Source organism: Porticoccaceae bacterium LTM1 (assembly GCA_030252795.1).
Taxonomy (GTDB): domain Bacteria; phylum Pseudomonadota; class Gammaproteobacteria; order Pseudomonadales; family Porticoccaceae; genus SCSIO-12696.
In genome coordinates, this window is record CP127080.1 from 406,000 (window position 1) to 424,356 (window position 18,357).

Annotated in this window: 21 protein-coding genes; 12 read left to right on the plus strand and 9 right to left on the minus strand. The window is 51.2% G+C overall.

Features of this window, described 5'->3' with window-relative positions:
• Positions 1 to 126: 126 nt before the first annotated feature.
• The gene (locus QP938_01905; protein WIO74679.1) at positions 127 to 1,365 is read right to left on the minus strand and encodes a S41 family peptidase; all 1,239 of its coding nucleotides are present in this window, start codon (positions 1,363 to 1,365) and stop codon (positions 127 to 129) included.
• Positions 1,366 to 1,578: 213 nt separating this feature from the next.
• Between QP938_01905 and QP938_01910 the strand changes: the two genes are divergently transcribed.
• The gene (locus QP938_01910; protein ID WIO74680.1) at positions 1,579 to 1,923 is read left to right on the plus strand and encodes a HopJ type III effector protein; all 345 of its coding nucleotides are present in this window, start codon (positions 1,579 to 1,581) and stop codon (positions 1,921 to 1,923) included.
• A gap of 545 nt (positions 1,924 to 2,468) precedes the next feature.
• Positions 2,469 to 3,338, plus strand: a complete 870-nt coding sequence (locus tag QP938_01915; protein ID WIO74681.1) for a class I SAM-dependent methyltransferase — start codon at positions 2,469 to 2,471, stop codon at positions 3,336 to 3,338.
• An 82-nt stretch (positions 3,339 to 3,420) separates the two neighbouring features.
• Here QP938_01915 and QP938_01920 read toward each other — a convergent pair whose 3' ends face one another.
• The 5 genes from QP938_01920 to htpX all read right to left on the minus strand — a co-directional run bounded on the left by QP938_01920 (position 3,421) and on the right by htpX (position 6,641).
• Positions 3,421 to 3,711 (minus strand): helix-hairpin-helix domain-containing protein, encoded by a 291-nt coding sequence (locus QP938_01920; GenBank protein WIO74682.1) that lies wholly within the window; start codon positions 3,709 to 3,711, stop codon positions 3,421 to 3,423.
• A gap of 91 nt (positions 3,712 to 3,802) precedes the next feature.
• A complete protein-coding gene (locus QP938_01925) occupies positions 3,803 to 4,378 on the minus strand; it encodes a HutD family protein (protein ID WIO74683.1) in 576 nt (191 codons plus the stop codon).
• 112 nt (positions 4,379 to 4,490) lie between these two features.
• Positions 4,491 to 4,913 (minus strand): hypothetical protein, encoded by a 423-nt coding sequence (locus QP938_01930; protein WIO74684.1) that lies wholly within the window; start codon positions 4,911 to 4,913, stop codon positions 4,491 to 4,493.
• Between the two features lie 356 nt (positions 4,914 to 5,269).
• Complete coding sequence (locus tag QP938_01935) at positions 5,270 to 5,623, minus strand: Rieske (2Fe-2S) protein (GenBank protein WIO74685.1); 354 nt, start codon at positions 5,621 to 5,623, stop codon at positions 5,270 to 5,272.
• A gap of 109 nt (positions 5,624 to 5,732) precedes the next feature.
• Positions 5,733 to 6,641: a protease HtpX gene (gene htpX / locus QP938_01940; GenBank protein WIO74686.1), complete on the minus strand. Its 909-nt coding sequence runs from the start codon at positions 6,639 to 6,641 to the stop codon at positions 5,733 to 5,735.
• A gap of 120 nt (positions 6,642 to 6,761) precedes the next feature.
• On the opposite strand from htpX, the gene QP938_01945 reads away from it, so the two are divergent.
• Both QP938_01945 and QP938_01950 read left to right on the plus strand, forming a co-directional pair.
• Positions 6,762 to 7,667, plus strand: coding sequence for a cation diffusion facilitator family transporter (locus tag QP938_01945; GenBank protein ID WIO74687.1), 906 nt, complete (start codon positions 6,762 to 6,764; stop codon positions 7,665 to 7,667).
• A 4-nt stretch (positions 7,668 to 7,671) separates the two neighbouring features.
• Positions 7,672 to 8,118, plus strand: coding sequence for an LEA type 2 family protein (locus tag QP938_01950; protein ID WIO74688.1), 447 nt, complete (start codon positions 7,672 to 7,674; stop codon positions 8,116 to 8,118).
• A 168-nt stretch (positions 8,119 to 8,286) separates the two neighbouring features.
• Here QP938_01950 and QP938_01955 read toward each other — a convergent pair whose 3' ends face one another.
• Positions 8,287 to 9,105 (minus strand): mechanosensitive ion channel, encoded by an 819-nt coding sequence (locus QP938_01955; GenBank protein WIO74689.1) that lies wholly within the window; start codon positions 9,103 to 9,105, stop codon positions 8,287 to 8,289.
• Positions 9,106 to 9,179: 74 nt separating this feature from the next.
• Here QP938_01955 and QP938_01960 point away from each other — a divergent pair, with 74 nt between their 5' ends.
• The 6 genes from QP938_01960 (at position 9,180) to QP938_01985 (ending at position 13,348) form a co-directional block, all read left to right on the plus strand.
• Positions 9,180 to 9,878 carry a M15 family metallopeptidase gene (locus tag QP938_01960; protein WIO74690.1) on the plus strand — a complete coding sequence of 233 codons (699 nt, stop codon included), beginning with the start codon at positions 9,180 to 9,182 and terminating at the stop codon, positions 9,876 to 9,878.
• Between the two features lie 34 nt (positions 9,879 to 9,912).
• Complete coding sequence (locus QP938_01965; protein ID WIO74691.1) at positions 9,913 to 10,413, plus strand: diacylglycerol kinase; 501 nt, start codon at positions 9,913 to 9,915, stop codon at positions 10,411 to 10,413.
• A 73-nt stretch (positions 10,414 to 10,486) separates the two neighbouring features.
• Complete coding sequence (locus QP938_01970) at positions 10,487 to 10,996, plus strand: hypothetical protein (GenBank protein WIO74692.1); 510 nt, start codon at positions 10,487 to 10,489, stop codon at positions 10,994 to 10,996.
• 83 nt (positions 10,997 to 11,079) lie between these two features.
• Complete coding sequence (gene smrA, locus QP938_01975; GenBank protein WIO74693.1) at positions 11,080 to 11,679, plus strand: DNA endonuclease SmrA; 600 nt, start codon at positions 11,080 to 11,082, stop codon at positions 11,677 to 11,679.
• A gap of 230 nt (positions 11,680 to 11,909) precedes the next feature.
• On the plus strand, positions 11,910 to 12,698 hold the full coding sequence (locus QP938_01980; GenBank protein ID WIO74694.1) for a protein-disulfide reductase DsbD family protein: 789 nt from the start codon (positions 11,910 to 11,912) through the stop codon (positions 12,696 to 12,698).
• 35 nt (positions 12,699 to 12,733) lie between these two features.
• Entirely contained in the window at positions 12,734 to 13,348 is a 615-nt protein-coding gene (locus QP938_01985; GenBank protein ID WIO74695.1) for a redoxin domain-containing protein, read from the plus strand.
• Between the two features lie 207 nt (positions 13,349 to 13,555).
• On the opposite strand, the gene QP938_01990 is transcribed toward QP938_01985, so the two are convergent.
• Both QP938_01990 and QP938_01995 read right to left on the minus strand, forming a co-directional pair.
• Positions 13,556 to 13,945 carry a hypothetical protein gene (locus QP938_01990; GenBank protein WIO74696.1) on the minus strand — a complete coding sequence of 130 codons (390 nt, stop codon included), beginning with the start codon at positions 13,943 to 13,945 and terminating at the stop codon, positions 13,556 to 13,558.
• 18 nt (positions 13,946 to 13,963) lie between these two features.
• Positions 13,964 to 15,106 carry a histidine decarboxylase gene (locus QP938_01995; protein ID WIO74697.1) on the minus strand — a complete coding sequence of 381 codons (1,143 nt, stop codon included), beginning with the start codon at positions 15,104 to 15,106 and terminating at the stop codon, positions 13,964 to 13,966.
• Between the two features lie 167 nt (positions 15,107 to 15,273).
• Between QP938_01995 and QP938_02000 the strand changes: the two genes are divergently transcribed.
• Together QP938_02000 and QP938_02005 are read left to right on the plus strand one after the other, a co-directional pair.
• Positions 15,274 to 15,726: a YaiI/YqxD family protein gene (locus tag QP938_02000; protein ID WIO74698.1), complete on the plus strand. Its 453-nt coding sequence runs from the start codon at positions 15,274 to 15,276 to the stop codon at positions 15,724 to 15,726.
• 837 nt (positions 15,727 to 16,563) lie between these two features.
• Positions 16,564 to 18,354 carry a DEAD/DEAH box helicase gene (locus tag QP938_02005; GenBank protein ID WIO74699.1) on the plus strand — a complete coding sequence of 597 codons (1,791 nt, stop codon included), beginning with the start codon at positions 16,564 to 16,566 and terminating at the stop codon, positions 18,352 to 18,354.
• The last annotated feature ends 3 nt before the right edge of the window (positions 18,355 to 18,357 follow it).

Here is an 18,357-nt window from a genome sequence, read left to right on the forward strand (position 1 = left end):
ATAGGTTAGAAAGCCAGTAACAGATTGGTTATTTGGAAAGCCTTGTGTTCTCGTTTTTTGAATCGGGAGCACAAGGCTTTTTTGTTTGGGTTTATGATTAACGTCGGTTTTTTGCCACGAATGACCTCAATGCTTGTTCAGTATCTCAATTGCGGTCATTAAGGCCGGATCTTTACCCTGGGTATTGGTGTCTGCAGCGTCAAGTAAAGTGTCTGGTATGAAATCCTCTCGAAAGCTGCCATTAATGTGATACAAACGCTCAAATCTAAGCTCCAGCCAAGCGCCACTCTGTTTAAGCTCCACTTTCTTGATTCCCCCTAATAAATCAGCCATTGGAGAGCCAATAACAGCTTTAGCACCCAGTGCGTCTAGTCCTATTGTCATGCCTTCACCCATGCTGCCGGTCCAGCGGCCAGCCAGTACGACAAAAGGCTTATCTATATAAAATGCCTGCGGTTTTGCGATAGCTTTCTGTAGGGTAGCTTCTGTGTATGAATGGCCGGGTGTTTGAGTCTGGTAGCACTGATACACTTTTTCTGTATCGGTGAAATAGCCAAGAATAGGCTCGGCAACCCCGGTATTACCGCCACTTGGGGTGTTTCTCAGGTCCAGAATAAACGCGCGACTTTTCTTCAAGGCTTGAATGGCTTCTTCGAACTCTGTCACCGTCTCCAAATTGCCAAGGGAGTTATTAAAACGAATGTAGCCAATGCCATTGATGTCTTTGAAGCTAATGGCAGGCCCATCGTTCAATTTGTTGATGCTGTCATAACTGGCAGCCAGTGAATAATGGTTCTGGCCTTCATCAGTTGCAGTGATAAGTGATCGCTGCTGATAGCGTTTGCCACCCAGTGCAATATTCAATGCATAGTTTTTTTGTGCCAGTGAGAGCTTTTCAATGGATAGGCCTGTTACGATTTCAATGGCTTCATGGATATTTAATCCATCAATTTCCTTAATGGTCATCCCCGTCCGTAGCCCATTATTGAAAGCGTCTGAACCGGATTTTATATCAACGACTAATGCAGTATTGCCGTTCACCTCGGCGTAAATATCCGAGCCAGTGGGGTAGACGATGTAATCATCTTTATCCATGGGGCCAAGGTTGAGGTGAGGATCCCTAAAATTGCGTAAGAACGATTGGGAGACGTCAATGAACTCTTGCTTCGATGTTGTTGCCAGTGCTTTAGTGCGGAACTGTGAGTCAAGGCTGTCAAACTCACTGTTCAATCTGTCCAGATAGGCATAGTCCGATTTCAGGGTGGTAATCAATTCTTCCCAGGCACGACCAGAATCAAAAGCATTGCTGCAAGCAGATCCTAGCAGGCAGAAAGTAAGAATTAGCAGCTTATGAGTAGAGTTCATAATATTGGATTTATATAGATAATGAAGTTATTAGGGTTGAGTCATTTGTTATTGGTTTCACGAAAATGACCGTATGACCCTCTCGCCATCTTCGTGCAAGCAGTATACCCAAGTCACACTAAAAGTGACTTGATAACGGCAAAGATCTCCAAATTTTCAACATTGTTTGCTACCCTTGCGCTCTTTTAACGGCTGCCATCTCTGGAGTTATATATGGCCCTTCAAACCTTTATCGACAGGCTGAACAGTTCACCCCAATTCATTGAATTTGGCGACACAATGGCGGTAATTGACAGTCTGTACCTCTTTACCCCAACTGCCTTTCAAAACGGCGAATTGCACAACGCGGCAGATCAAAACAATGGTTCCTGCAAGCTGTTTGCATTTGCGCGTGCCCAGAATCTGAGCGAAGAACAGACTCTGGCTTGCTTCGGTGCCTTTTATCGCGATGATGTACTCAAAGATCCCGATGGCAGCTCCCACCAGAATATTCGCAACTTTATGCGCAGCGGCTGGGCAGGGGTTCAATTTGAGGGTGAGCCGTTGGCGGAGAAATAATCTTTTTCTGGGATTTATTTCAAGTGTGCCACAGTGCGTTTTTGCATTTGTGGCTCGCTGGTCCAGTATCGGGAATAAATAGTCTCGGTGTCCTTTGCAATTAGTCTCATCAAGAAGTGTTCGATCTTTAATCCTTTAATGGGATTATGCCGATAAAACTTATCACGGATTTTCTTCATTCTTAGTCTTAAAGTTGATCTCCCTATCGATAACCGGTCAATAAATCTGACCCCGGAGATCTGGCTTTTCAGTGTTGGTGTCAACTATCTGCCCCTCTGAGTTTCTTCGTTTTTTTAATTTCAAAACCTTCAAGCACAAGCTGGGGGTTTATTCTATTTGTTTCTGAAGCCTTCGTGATTCCTGGCTTGGTACACCCTTGTACACACCTTGTGGAGCAGTAATCCAGTTAGGCTTGCTGTGTTGAGTGCCCTGATTCAACCCCACATACCTCAACCCTCCAGATGGAATCTAAACAGCGGGATTTGAATTGGCGAGGGGAGGATCTAATATTGATATCAGAGCTCCCTGCTAAAGGAATCAAACCGATGTTTGCCAACGAAAACGATATCGTCATCGAAGCTTGGAATACGGTACTCTTTGATAAATTTATGCGCTTCCGTCACATCCTTGTCGCGGGACTCTCCAGTCACAGTGATGAGTTATTGTCCCGCCAGATCCATCAGCCGGGTACGCGGGTGCTTGACGTGGGCTGCGGTTTTGGCGATAGCACTCTGCGCCTAGCCAATATCGTTGGGCCGGAAGGTGAAGCTGTGGGCGTTGACTGCGCAGAGAATTTTGTAAATGTAGCCAAAAACGACGCCCGTGATGGGGGCACCGACAACGCGCGATTTTTCGTCGCCGATGTTGAGCGCGATGATTTGGGTGGCCCTTACGATAATGCGTTTGCCCGTTTTGGAACTATGTTTTTTATGATGCCCGGTGCTGCCATGCGCAATATTCGCCAGGCACTACGGCCCGGAGGGGAGTTTCATCAGATTGTCTGGCGTCAGCGCGAGGACAACCCCTGGGTGCACAAAGCTGAACTCTGTGTCCGCGAGATTGTTCCTGTTGTGGATCACAAAGATACAGATGCTGTTCATTGTGGCCCGGGACCATTTTCCATGGCAGGACCGGATATGGTGAGCGCCATGTTGAAGTCGGCAGGCTATGATCGGATCAATTTTGAACGATTTGACAGTGATATTTGTATAGGCAGAACCCTAGACGAGGCAGTTGACTTTGCTGTGGCGCTGGGCCCTGCGGGAGAAATCATCCGTCTTGCTGGAGAGCAGGGAGAAAAACTACTACCGGAAGTTACTGCTGCCTTGCGTGAAACACTGGGAGAATTTGTTCGTGACGATGGTGTCTGGGCGCCATCAAGCACTTGGTTCATTCGTGCGCGCAATCCGGGGTGAAGGTGTGCATTTTTAATCTTAAGCTTTCTCCAATTAAAGAGGGCAGATCCCTTTAATTTTCGACTTGATAGGTATGTTGACATCACTTGGTGTCAAGAGCGTGTTTGCGCTCCTCTGTATATGCCCACCAAGGCTTGGCATCCTCACCATCCATAAAGCGAGTAATTGATATGAGCACATCAATTACACAAGGGTCATGTTTGCGCCCAGTCGTATTACAGAGTTCTTCGTACATTTGGTAAGGGTCACGTCCCACAAGATCTTGTGGACTCGTGATGCCAAGCAATTGCAAATCAGAAGCACCGGCCTTGCCAATATTGGGGAGGTCAGTCAACTTTGTCGTTTTGCTGCGATCAACTTTTGTTGGATTCATGTTTGCCTGTCCAGTGGAGACGTGTCTTTTTGCGGCTAAACGAAGCTGCTTACCTTTTTCTGCAGCCTCAACGCAGAGCGCACCGGCGGCCCTATGTGACGACGCTCCCGAATGCGAATACCACGAGCCGGGCATCTGTTTCGGCATCCACAGTCAGCGGCGATGACGAGATCATCAGCGGATGATGCTCATCCAGCTGGGTATCATCAATTCGCACACTTCCTTGAATTAGCAGCACGCCATAGGTTTTTGCGTCGGGATCTGCTGCCTGCTGCCAGTTCTGGCCGCTAAAGAGCGCCATGCCATGGGCGGTTTTCATGACACCGGGACGAACGAAAAGATTGAAATCATCCACATAAGGTGAGTGCAATTCGGCGTGAACCTTATCTCCGCCATCAAAATGCCAGCCTTCATGGGCCGCAGATAAGCAAAAGATTTCGCCTCTGTGGGTTATTGTCAACTCGCCGTTTAAGATCAGTAGCAAGCGCTGGTAACCGCTGAAATCGCTGAAAGCGCCGGATTGTTCGACCCGCGCACAGCTGATCCTGACATCGAAGTCCCGCGCCGCAAGGGTACTCCCCTGGGGGCCAATAAGCAGTTCTGTGGTGGTGCCGCCATCCCAGCGATTGTGAAGAAAGCGAGTAGCCGCGATTAAGTGGCTTGGCATGGAATGGCGTCTTCAGAAGGTTCAGATAAATTTTTGTGCATACCGTAGCCCCTGCTTTTTAACGCCTCGGTTAGCGGCGAAGCACGCAGTGCTGAGTCCAGCCTAAGGCGTGCTACACCGACTTGTTAGGGCTGGCATTCCTGCCAACATAGTAAGTAGCGATTATACCGATAAGTGCCATTACTACTGTTAGAGTTACAAATCCTATGGATGGATAAACTTCCCACCACCCCAAGACAAAGTATTTATATATTGGTGGAACAACCACTCCAAATAAAAATCCAATCAACCCCACCTTGATTAGAAGGAGTGATTTCCCCCAGAAGGGCAGCGTTAATGTCCCAACCCACAATAGCATATATAAGCACGCTGAAATTAGGTTCAACGTAAAGCCAAATGGGTACTCAAGCATCAATGATAGATTGCCATCATCGTGTACGAAATGACCCATTGAAGCTTCTAAATATCTGGCATCTCTATCTCCAGATAGTAATAGAAAAATTACCATATAGAGAACAAGTAAAATTCCCTTCATTGTCCTAACTTTTGTATATCGCGCATGCGCGATTTGCCTAATAAGCTTGTTTCTCATTAGTCGGTAACTTATTGCTGGGAAAGGGTTTATCAGAAGTTACGAAGAATCCTTTCCTGTGCATGTGAGTTTTCCTGCGAACAAAGATAGCGAGGTCTCGATATTTTTGGAAGCCTGCTTTTAACGCGTTGACTTAAAAGAACTTATTTTTTCCGGCTGCCGAGAAGTCGCGCATACACCCAAAACAAAGCGAGCAAATTTCTCACCCACCGGCACCTGCCTGCCATTGGGTCAAGTACCACCGCAAAGATGGGCGCACATGAAGCTGAGTTATTCCTGAGTTATCTAAGTGAAAGGTGTTATTGATCAAGTGGCTCCGGCTGGTCAATAAACACCATCCCATTGCGCACTTCGCTTTCCACAGAATCCAGATACTCACCACTGCACGGCCCTGCAACACAAAGCCCGGTATCCGGTTGAAAGATGGCGGCATGAATGGCGCACTGGATGTATTTTCTGTCGAGGTCGAAAAACTGGTCAGGTTGCCAGTTGAGGGGCATGCCGGTGTGGGGGCAGCTGTTGCGGTAGACGTGTATCTGGTCGCCACTGCGTACGGCAAACAGCGGTTCGCCGTTGGGGTAGAACTCTTTGCTGCCGCCGTCGGGGATATCGTTCAGGTGGCAGAGTTGTATGGTGGCGGAAGTGGATGTCATGGCTGATGGGTTACCTGTGTGGTTTGGAGATGCTTTGTTGCTTCGCGCCTCAGCATGACAGTGTAAAGCATACTTCGGCGCTTGGCGCCGAAGTATGTGGGGTGTGTGATTACTGAATGCCAGCCGGGCTGTTGCGCAGGGCTTCGATGCGTTTTTCCAGCGGCGGGTGGCTCAGGAACAGTTTGCTCATGGTTTCTTTAAAGCCACCGGAAATACCAAACGCAGTCATGGTGTCCGGCATCTGGTTGGGTACATGGGCGTTGGTCTCTTCCTGCAGGCGTTGCAGGGCGCTGATCATCGCTCCGCGCCCAGCCAGGTGGGCACCGGCGGCGTCGGCGCGAAATTCACGCCAGCGGGAGAATTTAAATACGATGATCGAGGCGAGAATGCCCAGCACGATTTCGGCAACGATGGTGACGATCCAGTAACCCATGCCGTGGCCTTCTTCGTTTTTAAATACCACGCGATCCACCATGGTTCCGATAATGCGGGCGAAGAACATTACAAAGGTGTTCACCACGCCCTGAATCAGTGACAGGGTGATCATGTCGCCGTTGGCAACGTGGCCAATTTCGTGAGCGAGTACGGCGCGAATTTCGTCTTTGTTGAAACGGTTCAGCAAGCCTGCGCTCACTGCCACCAGTGCGCTGTTTTTATTCCAGCCGGTGGCAAAGGCATTGGATTGCTGAGCTGGGAAGATGCCCACTTCCGGCATGCCGATGCCGGCTTTTTTCGCCAGATCGGCAACGGTGTCTACCAGCCAGCGTTCGTCAGCGCTTCTCGGCTGGTCGATGATCTGGGTGCGGGTGGACATTTTCGCCATCCACTTGGAGATCAACAGTGAGATGAACGAGCCGCCAAAACCGAACACTGCACAGAAGATCAGCAGGCTGTTCAGGTTCAGCCCGTAGGGTGCATTAGCGTCCAGATAATGATCCACACCTAACAGGCGCAGGGTGAAACTGGCGACGATAATCACCGCCAGGTTAGTCAGCAGAAAAAGGCCGACACGTAACATACTTCCCTCCAAAGGATACTCAAATGTTTTCTAACCCCTTAAGATGTGGCCGGAAGCAAAAAATTCAACTGTCAGCCGAATAAAAAATACCCGGTCTGACGGCGACAAAAGGGAAGTGAAATGGCAGGTGCTGATTCCGTTAAAAGTATCTTTTACGCGCTGTTTGCCAACAGTGCGATTGCAGTAGCGAAAGGGGTTGGGGCCTGGTTTACCGGCTCCGGGGCAATGTTGGCGGAGGCGGTTCACTCGCTGGCCGACTGCACCAACCAGGCTCTGTTGCTGCTTGGTATCAAACGGGCCAAGCGGCCACCGTCGCCGGACTACCCGCTGGGTACGGGCAAAGAGATCTACTTCTGGTCATTTATCGTCGCGCTGCTGCTGTTCAGCGTCGGCGGGCTGTTTTCCATCTATGAAGGTGTTCACAAGCTGCACGAACCGGAACCGCTGAGTTATCCGTGGGTGGCGATCGGCATTCTGTCGTTTGCGGTCGTGGCGGAGGGGCTGTCGTTGCTGGGGTGTATGCGCGAGGTGGACAAAGTGCGCGGCAAGCGCAGCTACTGGGGCTGGTTTCGGGCCACTCGACAGAGTGATCTGATGGTGATTTTTGGCGAGGACCTGGCTGCACTGGTGGGGTTGGTATTGGCGCTGATTGCGGTCGTAGCCAGTATGATAACCGGCAACCCCATGTACGACGCCTGCGGCAGTATCGCCATCGGTGTGCTGCTGGTATTGATTGCGATTCTGATTGGCCGCGAGGTGAAAGCCCTGCTGGTTGGCGAAGGAGTCGACCCGGCAGTTAAGGCTGAAATGCGCCAGTGGCTGAGTGATCGATCAGAGGTAGATGAGGTCTATAACTTGCTGACATTGCAAATGGGTAATGATGTAATGGTGGCAGTAAAAGCAAGGATGGCGTCGGCAGGTACTGCGCAGGGGTTGGTGGCTGATATCAATCGCTGCGAAGTGGCTTTTCGGCAGGCGTTCCCCCAAATTCAATGGCTCTTCTTTGAGCCAGATTGCAAGGATTAAGCAGATGAAAGTAGTTCTATCGTTACTGTTTTTGGCATTGGCTGGCTGTGCCACGTTGTCACCGAATTTCACTGAACCCGAGGCTCGTCTGGTCTCTTTTGCGCCAATTCCGGGGCAGGGTTTGGAGCAGCGTTTCAAGCTGGGCATTCGCATTATCAACCCCAATACCCAGCCACTTCATTTGCAAGGTATGTCTTACGCGCTACAGCTGAACGGTCACAAAGTGGTGAGCGGGGTGAATGGTAATGCCCGCGAGGTACCAGCGTTTGGGGAAGAGGTAATTAATATGGAAGTGGGTGCCAGCCTGTTTGGCGGTGCGCGCTTTATTTTCGATATGGTTCAGAACAATGATGGCAAGGTGGCATATACCCTGCAGACCAAGTTGAGCGTGAATCAGTTTTTGCCACCGATTACTCTGGAGGAGAAGGGCGAGTTGGCGTTTGCGCAGTAGTTTTTCCTACAGTCCAGTAGGGTGCGCTGTACGCACCTGAAATAAGTAGAGCGGTGCGCACGGCGCACCCTACAAGTCGTCATTCCCGCGAAAGCGGGAATCCAAATAAGTATTCAAGTCTATGTGGATTCCCGCTTTCGCGGGAATGACGATGATTGGTCTCCCGTCTTACCCTTTATCCAACAGCCTTACTTCACGTTGCGGGAACGGAATAGTCACGTTGTGGCGTTTCAATTCGGCATAGATGTCGTCGTTGATTGCCATGCGGGTTTGGTGGAATTTGTCGGTAGGCACCCAGTAGCGCAGGCCGATATTGATGCTGCTGTCACCAAATTCGTCGATACCGATTTTCAGGGCGCGGTTGGTGGCGCCGTGTTTTTCAATCACCTCGGTAATGATCCGTTTTACCAGTTCAATATCTGAGCTGTAGGCAACGCCGATTCTGGCGTCCACCAGTTTTTCCTCGCCGGAGTTGTGCAATATTTCGCCGACGATATGACGATTGGGAACCAGGATGGTGACTTCGTCTTCATCCTCCAGCACGGTATATGCCAGCCGAACCTCTTTTACCAATCCGGTCACGCCCTGCACGGTGATGGTGTCACCCACCACGAACAGTCGTGTGATGATGATATTGAGCCCAGAACCATAATTGGACAGCAGGCCTTGAACGGCTAAACCGGCACCCAGTGAAATTGCACCGACTGCGGCGATAAAGGGGGTGATGCTGATGCCCAGCTTTTGGAGGCAGACAATCCCTACGCCGATCATGATGATGGCTTTCACTACACTGGCGATAAAGTGAGACAGGGTAACGTCGAGATTTTTGCGCAAACACAGGTTGTCGACCGCTTTGGCAACGCGCCCGGCAATCCACAAGCCGACCAGCAGAATGATGATGGCACCGATAATCTGCACACTGTACTCGGCAAAAAACTCCGTCATGGTGTTATAAAACACCTGTATTTGTTCGAGTTCCTGATCCATGCTCGCTCCAATCGGCAAAATTTAAGTAATTCGAAAGGTTAGAATAACAAAGTCAATTTGGTTAATCTGGTGCCATGAGCGAAATCAGTATCGAAATTATCACCGGCCAGACCCAGCGCCATCTGGCGAGACTGCCCGGCGAAGCGCAACAGCTGCACTCGGAAATGCTGCCCAGCCTGATGGCGTTGCAGCAGCGAGCAGCTCAGTGCGGTTTTACCCTGGCGGTGGCTAGTGGTTTTCGCAGTTTTGATCGCCAGTTGGCGATCTGGAACGCCAAGGCGCGTGGCGAGCGGCCGGTTCTGGATTACGACGGTAACCCCTTGAATGTGGAAAAGATGTCTCCGCTGGAGTTGGTCCATGCCATTATGCGTTGGTCGGCCCTGCCGGGAGCTTCCCGTCACCACTGGGGCAGTGATTTTGATGTGTGGGATAGAGCCGCAGTAGCTGAGGATTATCAACTTCAGCTGGTACCCGAGGAGTATCAGGACGGCGGCCCATTTGCACCGATGAGTCGGTGGCTGGATGAGCAGATGCAGGACGAGAGGTTTGAGTTCTTTCGCCCTTATCGACTTGATCGCGGCGGCATAGCACCGGAGCCCTGGCATTTGAGTTACCGTCCACTGGCCCGGCAATTTGATTCGGTACTTACTCCGGCTTTGTTGGTCAAAGTACTGACTCCGGTGGAGATGGCGCTGAAAGAGACAGTGTTGGACAATATCGACTTTCTCTTTGAGCGTTATATTCAAAATATTTGTGATAGTGTTGAGAGCTGAATTGACGTGATTCACCTCGGGAGCAATTGAGAGCGTGCCAGACTTTAAGGAAAGGGCGGATGCCGCCAAACAGGCTGTAACCGAAAGTTCGCAAGCCGCGCGCCAGGCGATGCGTGAGCGCGCCGAGCAGGCGCGGGAAACCATGCAGCAGGCGCTGGAAAAGCTGGATCGTACCGGCTGGTTCAGACGCCGTGTTCTGGGTGCTACACGGTACTCCTTGCAGGGGCTTCGCGCCTGTTTCAAAAATGAAGAGGCATTTCGCACCGAAGTGTTTCTTGGGTTGGCATTACTGCCTGCGGCTTATTTCCTGTCCACGACACTTACTCAGTTTTTGTTGATGTTTGCGTCGCTGCTGCTGATTCTGATTACCGAGCTTCTCAACTCAGCCATTGAAGCGGCTGTGGATCGCACCGGTACCGATTTTGACGAGTTTGCCAAACACGCCAAAGACCTAGGCTCCGCCGCCGTGTTTATGGCACTGCTGCTGTTTGCAGTTGTGTGGGGTAGTGTGATCTGGTTGCGGTTTTGGGGCTAGAACCTCATTTCAATAAAGTGAAATGGGTTAGGCTCGTCTGCTGTCATGAATAAAAATAGAGGGGGTAACCGGTATGTCTGACCAGTTATTCGAGATCGTTTTTCGAGGGGATATTGCCCCCGGAGCAAATTTCGCGGAAGTACGCCAGCGACTTGGTGAACTGTTCAAGGCCGATGAGCAACAGCTTGAGAGGCTGTTTAGTGGCCGTCCGTCAGTGATCCGGCGGAGTCTGGATTCAGCTACTGCAGAGCGTTACCAAAACGCCATTCAACAGACGGGGGCGTTGGTGCAGATTCGCGCCAGCAAACCGGAGATGCCAGCTCAAAAACCAGTTGAGGCTGCTTCTTCAGCAGAACCAGTACCAAGTGAACAGGCAGCAGAAACAGACCCTGGCCCTGGTTGGGGGCTGGCTCCAGTTGGTGCTGATGTCCTCAATGACAATGAAAAGCGTCCGCAAGTGGATGCCAATGTGGATACCTCTGCGTTGAATCTGGCGCCAGAAGGTAGCGACGTGCTCAAACCGGAAGAGCGCAAACCCTATGAGGAGAGAGAGGTAGACACCTCCGGTTTAACTCTTGAGTAGCCTGTTTGGTTACAATAGTGGCTGTTAGCAGTACACCCCCGCATTCTGTTTTCATACATTGTGGGGTAAACGAGGTATTTCAGATGAGTGACGACGATTTCACTTCCTTCAGCGATCTGGTCGGAGAGGTAACTCCCCTAAAAACAGACAAAAAAACCGATCAACGCGCCCCCAAAGTTATCACGCCCGGCTTACTGGAGCGCCGCTCCGCTGCCCAGAAAGTGGTTTCAGTGGATCGCAACGGGTTGGCATCGGAAGAACACATACCACTGGTGAAACCTGGCGATCATTTGAGCTTCAAGCGCGACGGCGTTCAGCACGGGGTGTTCAAAAATCTTCGACTCGGCAAGTACCAGTTGGATGCCCGCCTCGATCTTCACCACCACAATGTTGAGCAGGCCCGTCGCGCGGTGTTTGAGTTTATTCGCGATTGTGTGGAGCTGGGCATTCGCTCGGCGATCATTACCCATGGCAAAGGGGAGATGCGGGATAAGCCGGCACTGCTCAAGAGCTGCGTGAATTACTGGCTCAAAGAACTGGAGCCGGTACTGGCCTTTCACAGTGCCCAGCCGCACCACGGTGGCTCTGGTGCCACCTACGTGATGTTGCGTAAAAGTGCCGACCAAAAGGACCAGAACCGGGAGCAACACCAGACCAAGCGCAAAGGGATTCATACGCCCTGATTGGGGATCATTGTTATTTGTGAAGACGCTGGATCGCCACGCTTCGCTCGCGATCACGGCTAAATGATTGTCCACTAGCGTCATTGCGAAGGCGCGCAGCGACTGTGGCAATCCAGTGTCTTTTCAAATATGTAAAATTTGGTAAAAGCAGATCAATCTCACAGCAATCGGGAACCATACGGCTACTCTTTCATCCTAGATTATCGAAATAAGACTCTAGAGGAGTGTTTGTGAGGCGTATCCTTTTTGCTGTTTTTGTATTGCTTGCTGCTGGTTCCAGCTGGGCCTATCAGGACGAATATATTGAAGTCACGCTGGTCAGCGAGCAGCAAACGCTGCAACCGGGCAGCACTACCTGGCTGGCCGTAAAGCTGAAGCCCATTGACCACTGGCACGTGTACTGGCAAAACCCGGGCGATGCAGGCCTGGCCCCAAAAGTGTCCTTGAGCCTGCCCGAAGGTTTAACTGCTGGTGAAGTGGAGTGGCCGGTTCCCAAGCGTATGGTGGATGCGGATATTGCCACCTATGGTTATGACGAAACCCTGTTGATGTTCCCCATATCCGTTGAGGACTCCGTGAATGTAGACCAGAGTGCCACCATTGAGGCAGCTGTTCGTTGGTTGGTGTGTAAAGAAGGTTGCATTCAGGGTTCTGCCAAACTGCAACTGACCCTTCCGGTATCGGCAATGGTGCCAATGAAAACCAAGCACGCCAAAATCTTTAGCGACACCCGTCAGCACATCCCACAACCCTTGCCGGGAGTTGCCCGTTATCAGGTGGCCGATAACCAGATTAAGCTTGAGCTTGATTCACCCCTAAAAGTGGTGGATGTCTTTCCAATTACAGCTGAGCTGGTTGGCTATAACCCTGCACCGGAAGTTGCCTACGCCGGTGAAGGAATGACAATCAGATTTCCAATCAGCGAATACGCGACCGATATGAAAAAACCGTTCGATTTTGTAGTGAGCTTATCCGATGGCACGGCCCTGCAGGGGCGTGCCGAAGCAATGGATAAATAATTTTTAATGGTGCAATTAAATAAGAGGGAAAAGGTATGAAAAGCTTGATCTTAAAAAGTGGTGTGTTGAGTCTGCTGTTTGTCCTGTTACCGCTGTCAGTTAATGCAGCACCGGATGTTGGTCAGGCGGCACCGGATTTTACTTTGATGAGTGCGTCGGGAGAAAAGGTTAGCCTGAAGGACTATCAGGGAAAAACAGTGGTGCTGGAGTGGACCAACCATCAGTGCCCGTTTGTTGTTAAGCACTACGGTTCCGGCAATATGCAGGCGTTACAGAAGAGGTGGACTGATAAGGGCGTTGTTTGGCTGAGTATTCTGTCCTCTGCGGAAGGCAAGCAAGGGTATCTGAATGGACAAGAGGCAATGGATTTAGGTAAAGAGCAGGGAGTACACCGTACTCATCTGCTGATGGATGCCGACGGCTCAGTGGGCAAGGCCTATGCCGCTAAAACTACACCTCATATGTACGTGATCGACGGCAACGGTGTGTTGCAATATATGGGTGCAATTGACAGTGATCGCAGCGCCAGTCCAGAGTCGATTAAAACAGCTACTAATTACATCGATGAAGCTGTACCAGCGGTGATGGCGGGTGAAGCACCTAAAGTGGCCAAAACCCGTCCTTACGGTTGCTCTGTTAAATATAAATAGCGTTCGTTAAGCGGGAATAAAAAAGCTTCCCTATTGGATACTACGGTTCATTTAGGACAAATCGTCATTCCCGCGAAGGCGGGAATCCACTATTTTGAGTATTTTCCGGCAGTGGATCCCCGCTTTCGCGGGGATGACGGATCAATCTTTAGCACTTAAGTGAACAGCATTGTCCGTATAGGAGGTATTGTTGGCTGGCTTGTAAGGCTACACTACTACGTCGGACAGCACTTCCCGCGCCTTGTCAGGGTCGCTGCAGGTAATGGCGACAATGGAAAAATCATCCACATCGTCCACGACATTCATTCCGCGAATGTCGACTTGCTGTTCCGCTAACTGGCGAGAAATTTTAGCCAATGCGCCAGGCTGATTTTTCAGCCTAACCAGAACACTCTCTTCGGCTACCGCGTGGTAGTTGGACTCGGTAAGCGCATGCAAAGCCGCATCAACTTGCTCGGTTTCGAGGCGAATAATGCCAGTGTTGCCGAGCAGTTCCACGTTAATGTCGGATATGTTGACGGCGTGCTTGTTAAGCAGGTCAGTGACATCTGCCAGCAGACCAGTGTAGCTTTCGTTTACGATGGTTATGCTTTTCATTCAGTCCTACCCGTTATTTTAAGACTCTTCTTTTACTGATTTGGCTTGTTCCAGCTCTGCTGCCAACTCACCAATAAATTGATCAATCTGTTCCTTGGGGGTGTTGGGCATCAGGATCAGGTGGCAGATGCCATTTGAGGTGGCAAGTTGCCAGCGGTTTTGCAGGTTCTCGCTCACCTGAGGTAAGACTACAGTAATCGCATTTGGATTGCGCCATGCATCGACGCCAATTTCCTTCAGGCGTTTCTCGGTGTAGGCAGCCATTTCCAGGCTGTTCATGGCGCGTTCGCGCAACCCTTCCATGCCGTACTTGTTGATGGCGTGCCACAAAACCATCGGCGTAAAGCCGTTGCGTGAGCCGGTGATGGTGGTATCCATGGTGCCGATGTAGGAGATAGATCGGGCAATTCGCTGTACTTTGTCCTTACGGGCGATAACCACACCACAGGGAATCGGTGAGCCGATAAACTTGTGGCCACTGATGGAAACGCTGTCTGCGCCGTCGGCAAAATCAAACTTGGGGCGCGGATCCAGGAACGGGTTGATGGCACCGGCCAGCGCCGCATCCACGTGAATGTAGTACTGGGTGATCGCCAGGTCGTCGAGAATCTGGTGAATCTTGTCGAGGTTGTCGCGAGCCTCGGTCATGGTGGTACCGCTGTTCACGAACAGAATTGGCGGTACATCACGGTGTACCCGCATGGTCTCACGCAGATCCTCATAGTTCATTTCGCCGTTGGCTTGTGACTTGATCATGATGTGGCGAGTATTCAGCAGGTGCAGGTTTTTGCTGACGCTGTAGTGCGTGTCCTGCGAGAAGTAGCAGATGCCATTAGGATACAATTCGCGGGCCAGGTACAGGCCGTAGAGGTTGCCTTCACTGCCACCGTTGGTAACGTAACCCCACCAGTTATCTTCCGGTGCGCGCAGCAACTTGGCAAAAAACTCGATAACCTCCCGCTCGAATTCACGGCTACCAAACTTCAGGGTGGATTCAAGGAATGGGTCGCCAATGTTGTTCAGCGGGTAAGAGAGCAGCGGGTACAGTTCTTCCAGCGAGAAGTCCCGGCTGATCGGATAGCCGAGGTAGTTCTTGGTGTATTCACCGGCTTGAGCAATAAAGTCTTGCAGGCGCTGCTGATTAGCCTCAGAAAGTGACATGGCGTTACCTTGGGTATAGGGTTGTGGAGAGGGCGCGAAATATAAGATAGCCTATCGTCAAAGAACAGTAATTTGTTTAAAAATTGACCAAAAAACTGTACAAAAAATAACCAGATAAATTCATTCTAGTAGTTAAAATAACCTTTTCAAAAGTGAGCTGAATCACAATGCATATATGGGTTGATGCCGATGCCTGTCCCAATGTCATCAAAGAGATCCTGTTCCGGGCTTCACAGCGCACCAAAGTGCCACTGACACTGGTAGCAAACCATGCGGTAAGCACGCCACCTAACGCCTGGATCAAGTCTGTGCAGGTATCACAGGGGTTTGATGTCGCGGACAGCTTTATTGTCCAGCAGGCTACACCGGGTGATCTGGTAGTGACCGCTGATATTCCGCTGGCAGCGGAAGTGGTGGAGAAGGGCGTCGAGGCCGTTAACCCAAGAGGCGAGCACTACACCAAAGCCAATATTCGCCAGCGTCTTGCCATGCGCAATTTTATGGAAGAGATGCGCTCAATCGGCGAGGTAACCGGCGGCCCATCCAAACTTGACCAAACCAATCGCCAGCAATTTGCGAATGTACTGGACAGGTTTCTGGCCAAAGCAGCAAAAAGCTAACCCATTCCCTTTCAAAACTCGAAGATACCTTTGCCTCTCGGGAACTGTTTCTCCCGATTTGTGTGTATATGAGGGAGAGGCGGCTCCCGAGAGGCAAAGGCGGGGTGCTACTACAGACCTTCATTAATGCCAATACAAACCAGTCCAGAGCGGTCGGCAAGGCATTGCTGTTCAAAACACGCTGTGAATACATCCTTGTACGCTCGGAGCCGGCATCCATGCCGGCTACGGTTTTGAACAGCAATACCTTACCTCCTCAAAATCCAGACGTACTCCCAAAGTCAGCCTTTGATTGTCGGGAGCTGTTTCTCCCGATTTGTGTGTATATGAGGGAGGGGCAGCTCCCGAGAGGCAACGGCGGGGTGCTACTACAGGCCTTCATTAATGCCAATACAAATCGGTCCAGAGCGGCCGGCAAGGCATTGCTGTTCAAAACACGCTGTGAATACATCCTTGTACGCTCGGAGCCGGCATCCATGCCGGCTACGGTTTTGAACAGCAATACCTTACCTCCTCTAAATCCGAACGTACTCCCAAAGTCAGCCTTTGATTGCCGGGAGCTGTTTCTCCCGATTTGTGTGTATATGAGGGAGAGGCAGCTCCCGGTAAGCAAAGGCGGGTACAAGGCAGGCACCTCTGTTATAGACCACTGTATCGGGAAGATTTAACCCCCAGCCCAGATCCGGCTTTACCACCAATTCCAGTTGTACAAAAAATAAACTATCTTATTATTCGTCTGGCACGTATAATGCGCGCCCTTTTTCCCGCATGGCTATCGGATACGCGCAACAGTTGGGTCTGCGCTTGCTTCGACGGCCTCAACGAGCAATCCGATACATGTCCTCTTCCGAAAATAACAACGAACAGACCACTCTGTTCGCTGACCTTGGCCTTTCCGAAGGCGTTCTTAAAGCCATCACAGATGTGGGCTACGAGCAGCCCTCACCGATTCAGGCGCAAAGTATTCCGGTACTTTTGAATGGTGCCAACCTGCTGGGTACCGCCCAGACCGGTACCGGTAAAACCGCAGCATTTGCACTGCCGCTGTTGAGCAACATTGATCCCAAACAGCGTACTCCGCAGGTTTTGGTGTTGGCGCCAACCCGCGAACTGGCAATTCAGGTGGCCGAGGCGTTCAAAAGCTACGCCCGCTACATGAAAGGTTTCAGCGTGCTGCCAATTTACGGTGGCCAGGATATGCGCGGCCAGCTTCGTGCCCTGGATCGTGGTGTGCAGGTAGTCGTTGGTACACCGGGCCGAGTAATGGACCACCTGCGTCGTCGCAGCCTGAATCTGTCGCAACTGAAAGCCGTGGTGCTGGATGAGGCCGATGAGATGCTGCGTATGGGCTTTATCGACGATGTTGATGAAATCCTGTCCCACACGCCGGACGAGGCGCAACGTGCACTCTTCTCGGCCACCATGCCGCCCGCCATTCGCCGCATTATTGGCAAATACCTGGGTGATGCCCAGGAAGTGAAAATCGCCGCCAAGACCACCACCGTGGAGCGCATTGAACAGCGCTACCTGATCGTACACGGCAACCAGAAGCTGGACGCGTTGACGCGCATTCTGGAAGTGGAAGACTTTGATGCGATGATCATCTTTGTGCGCACCAAGCAGACCACCATTGAACTGGCGGAGAAGCTGGAAGCTCGCGGGTACGCAGCCGCTGCACTGAACGGTGATTTAAGCCAGCAACTGCGTGAGCGCACCATCGATCGCCTGAAGAAAGGCCAGATCGATATCGTTGTAGCAACCGACGTAGCGGCCCGTGGTCTGGATGTTGAACGCATGAGCCATGTGTTCAACTACGATATCCCCTACGATACCGAAGCCTACGTACACCGCATTGGTCGTACTGGCCGCGCTGGCCGTGACGGCAAGGCGATTCTGTTTGTGGCTCCTCGTGAGCGCCGTATGTTGCAAACCATCGAGCGTGTTACTCGCCAGAAATTGGCCGAATTGACTCTGCCAAGTGGCGAAGAGGTCAGCGCCCAGCGCATTGAGCAATTCAGTGCTCGCATTCAGGACACCATCGAGCAGCAGGATCTGGATAAGTTTGGTGAGCTGTTGCAGGAATTTGCCAACAACAGCCAGCTGTCCATGACAGAGATTGCTGCCGCATTGGCCTACCAGGTTCAGAAAGAGCGACCACTGTTCCCGAAATTCAAAGAGCCGGCTCCACGCAGCGAGCGCCCAGAGCGCGGCAATCGCCAGGAACGTGGTGAGCGCCAGGAGCGTGGCGAGCGCAAAGGTCGCCGTGAACTGCCCGGTGTACAAGCTGAGAAGCTGAAGGAGCATCCGGAAGTGGAGATGGTGCGTTACCGTCTGGCTGTGGGTCGTCGCGACGGTGCCATGCCTAAGGATATCGTTGGTGCGATTGCCAATGAAGCGGATATCGACAGTCGCTATATCGGTCGAATTCAGCTGTTTGACGACTTTACTGTGGTCGATCTGCCATCCGGCATGCCTAAAGAGCTGTTGAATGATCTGCAAAAAGTTCGCATTCGCCAACAACCAATCAAGATTCGCGAATGGTCAGATGCGCCTCCGCCCCCAAAAGGTGGAAAGCGTCCGCCCAGAGGCGATAAAAAGCCTGCTCGTAAGAGTAAGGGCGATAAGTAATAG

Bases quoted from the DNA above. Each gene is read 5' to 3' on its own strand.
- QP938_01970 (WIO74692.1), top strand. From the start codon at position 10,487: ATGTCTGACCAGTTATTCGAGATCGTTTTTCGAGGGGATATTGCCCCC.
- QP938_01945 (WIO74687.1), top strand. From the start codon at position 6,762: ATGGCAGGTGCTGATTCCGTTAAAAGTATCTTTTACGCGCTGTTTGCC.
- QP938_02000 (WIO74698.1), top strand. From the start codon at position 15,274: ATGCATATATGGGTTGATGCCGATGCCTGTCCCAATGTCATCAAAGAG.
- QP938_01955 (WIO74689.1), bottom strand. From the start codon at position 9,105: ATGGATCAGGAACTCGAACAAATACAGGTGTTTTATAACACCATGACG.
- QP938_01930 (WIO74684.1), bottom strand. From the start codon at position 4,913: ATGAAGGGAATTTTACTTGTTCTCTATATGGTAATTTTTCTATTACTA.
- QP938_01960 (WIO74690.1), top strand. From the start codon at position 9,180: ATGAGCGAAATCAGTATCGAAATTATCACCGGCCAGACCCAGCGCCAT.
- QP938_01905 (WIO74679.1), bottom strand. From the start codon at position 1,365: ATGAACTCTACTCATAAGCTGCTAATTCTTACTTTCTGCCTGCTAGGA.
- QP938_01985 (WIO74695.1), top strand. From the start codon at position 12,734: ATGAAAAGCTTGATCTTAAAAAGTGGTGTGTTGAGTCTGCTGTTTGTC.
- QP938_01915 (WIO74681.1), top strand. From the start codon at position 2,469: ATGTTTGCCAACGAAAACGATATCGTCATCGAAGCTTGGAATACGGTA.
- smrA (WIO74693.1), top strand. From the start codon at position 11,080: ATGAGTGACGACGATTTCACTTCCTTCAGCGATCTGGTCGGAGAGGTA.
- QP938_01935 (WIO74685.1), bottom strand. From the start codon at position 5,623: ATGACATCCACTTCCGCCACCATACAACTCTGCCACCTGAACGATATC.
- QP938_01995 (WIO74697.1), bottom strand. From the start codon at position 15,106: ATGTCACTTTCTGAGGCTAATCAGCAGCGCCTGCAAGACTTTATTGCT.
- QP938_01910 (WIO74680.1), top strand. From the start codon at position 1,579: ATGGCCCTTCAAACCTTTATCGACAGGCTGAACAGTTCACCCCAATTC.
- QP938_01920 (WIO74682.1), bottom strand. From the start codon at position 3,711: ATGAATCCAACAAAAGTTGATCGCAGCAAAACGACAAAGTTGACTGAC.
- QP938_02005 (WIO74699.1), top strand. From the start codon at position 16,564: ATGTCCTCTTCCGAAAATAACAACGAACAGACCACTCTGTTCGCTGAC.
- QP938_01950 (WIO74688.1), top strand. From the start codon at position 7,672: ATGAAAGTAGTTCTATCGTTACTGTTTTTGGCATTGGCTGGCTGTGCC.
- QP938_01925 (WIO74683.1), bottom strand. From the start codon at position 4,378: ATGCCAAGCCACTTAATCGCGGCTACTCGCTTTCTTCACAATCGCTGG.
- QP938_01990 (WIO74696.1), bottom strand. From the start codon at position 13,945: ATGAAAAGCATAACCATCGTAAACGAAAGCTACACTGGTCTGCTGGCA.
- htpX (WIO74686.1), bottom strand. From the start codon at position 6,641: ATGTTACGTGTCGGCCTTTTTCTGCTGACTAACCTGGCGGTGATTATC.